Source organism: Bacteroidota bacterium, from assembly GCA_016213405.1.
Lineage (GTDB): Bacteria > Bacteroidota > Bacteroidia > Palsa-948 > Palsa-948 > Palsa-948.
The window spans coordinates 25,344-31,962 of record JACRAM010000118.1; the positions used below are offsets into that span (position 1 = coordinate 25,344).

The window sequence follows — 6,619 nt, forward strand, 5'->3', positions numbered from 1 at the left end:
GATTACAATCCGACCTTCTTTTCTATTTGGTATTTGTTTTTATCGGGAGAATGGCGAACAATTAGTTCTGAAATGAATCCGGTGAGAAATAATTGCGTACCGATAATCATTGCCAGCAACCCAAAATAGAAAAGCGGGCGGTCAGTCATTTTCACAATGCCGAGACCAAATTTCAGATATGCGAGATAACAGGCAACTACAAATCCGAAAAAGAAAATTATAGTGCCAAGCAGTCCGAATAAATGCATAGGTCGTTTACCGAACTTTGTAACAAAACCGATGGAAAGCAAATCAAGAAATCCGTTTATGAATCTTTCCAGTCCAAATTTCGTTGTACCATATTTTCTTTTCTGATGCGTAACAACTTTTTCACCTATTTTTCTGAATCCAGCCCATCCAGCAAGAACCGGAATGTAGCGGTGCATCTCGCCATAGACATCAACATTTTTCACCACTTCATTCTTATATGCTTTAAGCCCGCAATTAAAATCATGGAGTTGTATGCCAGACATTTTCCGGGTTGCCCAGTTGAAAATTTTTGTAGGAATAGTTTTCGTAATTGGATCGTAGCGTTTTTTCTTCCAGCCGGAAACCAAATCAAAATTATCCTTCGTAATCATTTTATATAGTTCAGGAATTTCATCGGGCGAATCCTGCAAATCGGCATCCATTGTAATAACCACATCTCCCTGAGCAACTTCAAACCCAACCTGTAATGCAGCAGATTTTCCGTAATTTCTTCTGAATCGGATTCCCTTCACATTATTATTCCGCGATGAAATCTCTTCAATCTTTTTCCACGAACCATCACGGCTGCCGTCATCAACGAAAAGAACTTCGTAAGAAAAATTATGTGCGGAACAAACGCGCATAATCCAATCAGACAGTTCCTGCAAAGATTCTTCTTCGTTGAGAAGAGGGATAACGAGGGAGAGATTCATGGAGAGCAAAGTTAATAGTTAATAGAATATCAGAACATTTGAACATTTGAATAACGAACATTCGAATGTTCTATTGCATTACTTCGCCATTCTAAATTCCTTGTTCATTATTCGATATTCATTTTATCTTCGCTCACGGGTAAGCCCTGTACGACCAGCTCCTGTTGAACTCTCCAGGTCCGGAAGGAAGCAAAGATAAAATGGTTGAGCGGTGCGCTGCAGCAAGCTTACCCTTTTTTATTTCAATAGTAAAAGGCTAAATACCCTAGCAGGTATAAAATGAATACCATACATATAATGTTTAATACAAAGCCGGCAACGGCAAAGCCCATTCCGTCATAGTTGATTTTATTATTTTTTATTCTCTGAATTGCATCTACAGAAAAAAGCGCACCGATAAGAGAGGAAAAAATAGTTATTACTCCAAAGAAAAAAATAAGTGAAGCGCAAGACAAAAGTCCAAGAGAAAATCCTATCATAGCTACAACAGGAGTTTTTCTATTATCTTTTGTTGTATCTTTTCTTTCATCAAACTTAGGTGGCAGATCTTTATCTGGCAGTTTCCTCAATGAAGAATATATCAATGCAACTACAAGAGCTGTCAATCCAAACAAAACAAAAAATAATGCATAGTCAAATAAAAATGTCAGGAATATTCCAGTAAGAAGCAAAGCAGTTACAAAAGAAAACACCAGAATCTTTGAAGTATTCCGATGTTTATCAATATTCTTATGACCTTCATTCTTTGTTTTGTTTTCTTTTTTAATAAGAGTATCAGCAGAGAAGTATTTAGTAGTGAAATATAAGTATTTAGAATTGCTACGATTCTGATTAGAAGAAATAATTCCCAAACCTGAGTCGCCACTATTAATCTCTGCAGCAACTTCAAGTGAATTGATAGAAATAAAATCTGAATCTTCAGGTTGTTTCAATAGAGCTTTCTTACTTTCTTGTTTTGACTTGGATTGAAAAATGTTCTGTTCCACATAAAATCCATCTCTGTATTTTCTTTTTTCTATACTTAAATAAGAAGAGCAGGAAGAAAAAAACAGCAAGCAACAGACAAGAGACATCAGGCAAAAAAATATTCGTTTAAAGTTCGCCATTTGATCTTAAGGAACTAATACGTATTCAATATTCCTTTACAGATTTTTTTAACGAGGGATGGTCCTTCATAAATAAATCCTGTATAAATCTGCACAAGAGAAGCTCCAGCGTTTAATTTTTCAATCGCATCTTCAGCAGAATGAATTCCACCCGAGGCGATGATAGGAAAACTCTTGCCGCTTTTATCTGAAAGATATTTTATTACTTCGGTGGAACGTTTTGCCAACGGCTTGCCGCTTAAACCTCCGGCACCGATAGAAGTGAGAAGTGAGAAGTGAGAAGTGAGATTGTCTCTTGAGATTGTTGTGTTGGTGGCAACCAAGCCATCAATTTTTGTTTCGCGGACGATTTCAATGATATCATCAAGTTGTTCATTCGTTAAGTCGGGAGCAATTTTTAAAAGAATTGGTTTTGGATTTCCCCTTTGAGCATTGAGCTGCTTTAATCTGGAAAGGATTTTCTTCAGCGGTTCTTTCTCCTGCAATTCGCGCAGGCCGGGAGTATTTGGAGAAGAAACATTCACCACAAAGAAATTTACATAGTGATAAAGTTTTTCAAAGCAGTATTCATAATCTGTGAGCGCGTTTTCATTCGGAGTGATTTTGTTCTTGCCGATATTTCCTCCGATAATTAATTTAAAGTTTTTTCTTTTCTTCAACCGTTCTACCATTGCTTCCACTCCATCGTTATTAAATCCCATCCGGTTTATCAATGCTTCATCCATCGGCAGGCGGAACAATCTTGGCTTTTCATTTCCCGGCTGGGGTTTTGGCGTTACTGTTCCCACTTCAATAAAACCGAAACCAAGAGTTGCCATTTCGTCAAAAAATTTCGCATCCTTGTCGAAACCAGCAGCAAGACCAACGGGGTTTTCGAATGTAATACCGAAAAGATTTTTTTTCAGCCGCTTATCATTTACGCAGTATAAGCTTTTGAGCAACCATGATTTTCCGGGAATCCAAAAAGATATTTTCAAAAGAAAAACAACGAGATGGTGAGTGGCTTCGGGAGGGAAAAGAAAAAGAATCGGGCGGAAGATGAATTTATACATCAGCGACAAATTTACGAGTAATTCTGATTCTCATAATTTTGCATATCCAAAACAAAAAAATATGAAAACATTTTATACCATCGGGTTTCTTATTCTTTCAAACACATTCATGACTCTTGCCTGGTACGGACATTTAAAGTTTAAAGAATTGAACTGGTTTCAAAACGCTGGGCTTATCACCATCGTTCTCATCTGCTGGGGAATTGCGCTGTTTGAATATTTCTTTCAAGTGCCTGCAAACAGAATCGGCTATGAAGGAAATGGCGGCCCATTCAGTTTGGTTCAGCTAAAAGTAATTCAGGAAGTGATTACGCTGGTGGTTTTCTCAGGATTCCTTCTTATCTTTTTCAAAAACGAAATGCTGAAATGGAATCACCTTGTGGGATTTGTGTTTCTGGTGCTGGCGGTGTATTTTGTGTTTAAGAAATAGGCACGCCTGCTTTGCCGCGCTGCATTATTTCTTCCTCTTTTTTTGCAATTCATTAATCTCCTTCAGGTAGCCATTTTCTTTTTTCAGGTCTTCCATTTCTTTGCGGAGGATTTTTATTTCATCGCTTTCGTTTTGTTGAATGATTTCTTTCGGAGGAAGATACACGTATTGAAAAAGATTATGGTCAAGCGCTTTTGAAATCGCTTCGAGCAAGTAAGGGTCTATCAAATCCCGCTTCAGGATGCGGTGAACTGCCTGAGGCGTGTAGTTGATCTGAGTGGCTAACTCGCGAACGCTCATCTGCTTTTGGCGAAGTAGTTTTTCAATCGTGTTTCCTATATGAATGTCCATGACAAATGGTTTTTCAAACCTTATTGCCTTAGATATGTCAAATTATGTGCCAAAGTTGCATTGATTGTAAACTATCGGTTTCATAAAAGAAACTATTGCTTTAATAAAAGAAACGAACAGGTTAATAAAATCAACTATCGGGTTCACGTAAGCAACAATCGCTTTCAGGAAAGAAACTATCAGTTGAATAAAAGAAACGATTAGGTTAATGAAAGAAACTACCAGTTGAATGAAAGAAACGATTGGTTGAATAAAAGAAACTATCGGGTTCAGAAAAGCAGGGAACGCTCTAAGACAAACAAGTTAATTGTCGGTGATTACTAATTTATCTGTTGTGATTGTTTTATTGTCTTGTGTGATGCGAAAAAAATACAACCCGCCTGGAAGATTATCGCGCGTGAGAGTAACTGTTTGCCCCGAAATGTTTTTTATTTGCTTTACTGCCTGCCCGAATGAATTGTAAATGGTGAGGGTTGCGTTGTGTAAAGGAATGCCTGCCCCGTTGGAAAGATTTCCTACGGGGTCAATCTGCAGAGTTGTTTGGGTTGAGAAGGGGTTGGGATTAATTGATATTGTAAAAGAAGAATTGTACTCGCTAATTCCTGTGTTATTGAATGTAGGAACATGGCAGGCATTTTTAAATGGATTGATAAATTGTAAAGAGTCATTGTATTTGTAGCATAAGATTGTCCATGATTGTTCAGTATAATTTAATCCCAACAACTCTTGCAGATTTCCTATTCCATCAATTGTATAAAATGCGAAACTGTCCAAAGGGGATACGCCTGAAGTGATAGAATGAAATAGTTTTCTATAAGTGCCATCTTGTAATTGAATGGAATCAATTTTGTCTACGATTGCAGGTTGTCCCATTCCGAAACCGATTGTCATTACTGTGTCTCCAACATTTGCTGAGAAGTTGTAAAGAAGAAAAACATTTCCGCTTTGATTCATATAAACTTTTTTAGTGAGAGAATCTTCTGTCAACCCACCTTGATAAATTGCCCCCATTGTGGAATCTTGTCTGTATAGTTTTTTATATGAAACAGAATTTATAGTTGTGTCTCCTTTGAAGAAATAATAATAAGTGCTCCAACCATATGAGAATCCAAACGAATAATCATTGTAATAACTCCAAGAAGAATTAGTGTCTACTAACGAGTTAAAAGTTGTCTGACCGTGCGCAACTGTCAAGCCGAGTGTTACTAATAAAATCAAACCGTTCAAATTGACAATGGTTGCGCTTTGGGGACGATTAATGAAAGTATTTGAAAAACAATATTTTACTTTATTCTTCCACTTACTTGTCAATGGCAAAACTGCTGAGAGAAGGAGTAGTTTTTTCATTTATCCGTGATTAGTAATTTCTCTGTTGCGACCTCATTGCCACCTCCAGACATCCCCCTTAATCCCCCTTTATTAAGGGGGAAGGGAGAGGGAGTTGACAAGCGAATGAAATATAGTCCGCTTGCGAGTAACTGCTATTTCACCACATTCACGTTGCCGATAAGTTTGTGTTCGGCTTTTTTCAAATCGTGATAGGTAATCACATACACATAGATATCTTCCTGCACCAGGTCTCCGCTCCTGTGAACTTTTCCGTCCCAGTAATCCCTCACATTGGTTGTTTTGAAAACCAGATTGCCCCACCGGTCAAAAATCATCATTGAATAATTTTGTTCGTCAATTCTTGAAAACTGCGGAGCGAAAACCTCATTCAGCCCGTCATTGTTTGGAGTAAAAGTATTGGGAACATATATGGTGGAATAGCCTTCTACAATAACGGTTTGCTCTGTGGTGTCGTTGCATCCGGATGCATTGGTGACAATGAGCGTGACCAGAAAAGTTCCTTCGCTCTGATAGGTGTAATGCGGATTTTGAACGACTGAATTTCCGCCATCGCCAAAACTCCATGCCCATGTTATTATGTTGGAAGCCGACAAATCAATGAATGTTACATTGGAACTGAGAATGTTAACCACCTGCGGATTTGCTATGAAGTTTGCGCTGGGTCCCGGAATATTTGCGACAGTTGCCGAACTGCTCACATTGCACCCGTTGGCATCAGTAACAACGCAAGTGTAGATTCCTGAATAAAGTCCGGCTATTGCTTGTGTAGACTGGGAAGGATTCACCAGCCATAAATAAGTATAAGGAGGTGTTCCGCCTGTTGGAGTAGTAGTTGCACTTCCGATTTTCTTGCCGCATGTATCTGCTACAGAAGAAAAAGAGGTAAGGATGGGAAGAGGTTCGGCAACAGGAACAGTTGCCGGAAATGTACATCCGTTGGCATCGGAAACAGTAACAGAATATGTTACGGCTGCAAGCCCCGTTGCCATTTGAGTAGTTTGATTATTGTTCCATAAATAAGTATAAGGAACTGTTCCACCTGTTGGAGAGGCTGTTGCTGTTCCATCACTCAAACCATTACAGCTTGCTTGTGTAGAAGTGGCCGTAACTGAAGTTATTCCGTTAGGCGCAGTAACAGTTGTGGCAACAGTTGTTGAACATCCGTTGGCATCTGTTATGGTTACTGAATAAGTTCCGGCTCCCAGCCCGGTGGCAGTTTGAGAATTTTGTGGAGGCGCTGTGCTCCACGCATAAGTTATGGGCGCAGTTCCTCCTGTTGGATTCGCAGTTGCTGTGCCAACATTCGCAATGCAGTTTGTTGGCGTTGCGGTTGCCGTGGCTGCTAATACGCTTGTTGAAGTTACAGTAACTGTTGCGGTGCCGCTGCAC

Annotated in this window: 7 protein-coding genes and 1 other RNA gene; 2 read left to right on the forward strand and 6 right to left on the reverse strand. The window is 39.0% G+C overall.

Features of this window, described 5'->3' with window-relative positions; genetic code table 11:
- Positions 1-2: 2 nt before the first annotated feature.
- Positions 3-941 carry a glycosyltransferase gene (locus HY841_14695; GenBank protein MBI4932005.1) on the reverse strand — a complete coding sequence of 313 codons (939 nt, stop codon included), beginning with the start codon at positions 939-941 and terminating at the stop codon, positions 3-5.
- A 137-nt stretch (positions 942-1,078) separates the two neighbouring features.
- Between HY841_14695 and ffs the strand changes: the two genes are divergently transcribed.
- An RNA gene (ffs, locus tag HY841_14700) (signal recognition particle sRNA small type) lies at positions 1,079-1,177 on the forward strand.
- Between the two features lie 6 nt (positions 1,178-1,183).
- On the opposite strand, the gene HY841_14705 is transcribed toward ffs, so the two are convergent.
- Complete coding sequence (locus tag HY841_14705) at positions 1,184-1,927, reverse strand: hypothetical protein (GenBank protein ID MBI4932006.1); 744 nt, start codon at positions 1,925-1,927, stop codon at positions 1,184-1,186.
- Between the two features lie 134 nt (positions 1,928-2,061).
- The gene (locus HY841_14710; protein MBI4932007.1) at positions 2,062-3,099 is read right to left on the reverse strand and encodes a quinone-dependent dihydroorotate dehydrogenase; all 1,038 of its coding nucleotides are present in this window, start codon (positions 3,097-3,099) and stop codon (positions 2,062-2,064) included.
- Positions 3,100-3,160: 61 nt separating this feature from the next.
- On the opposite strand from HY841_14710, the gene HY841_14715 reads away from it, so the two are divergent.
- Positions 3,161-3,529, forward strand: a complete 369-nt coding sequence (locus tag HY841_14715) for a DMT family protein (GenBank protein MBI4932008.1) — start codon at positions 3,161-3,163, stop codon at positions 3,527-3,529.
- 24 nt (positions 3,530-3,553) lie between these two features.
- On the opposite strand, the gene HY841_14720 is transcribed toward HY841_14715, so the two are convergent.
- The 3 genes from HY841_14720 to HY841_14730 all read right to left on the reverse strand — a co-directional run.
- A complete protein-coding gene (locus tag HY841_14720) occupies positions 3,554-3,880 on the reverse strand; it encodes a hypothetical protein (protein ID MBI4932009.1) in 327 nt (108 codons plus the stop codon).
- A 303-nt stretch (positions 3,881-4,183) separates the two neighbouring features.
- The gene (locus tag HY841_14725; protein MBI4932010.1) at positions 4,184-5,227 is read right to left on the reverse strand and encodes a T9SS type A sorting domain-containing protein; all 1,044 of its coding nucleotides are present in this window, start codon (positions 5,225-5,227) and stop codon (positions 4,184-4,186) included.
- Positions 5,228-5,361: 134 nt separating this feature from the next.
- Positions 5,362-6,619 (reverse strand): gliding motility-associated C-terminal domain-containing protein (locus tag HY841_14730; protein MBI4932011.1); only part of this gene is annotated, 1,258 nt, incomplete at its 5' end.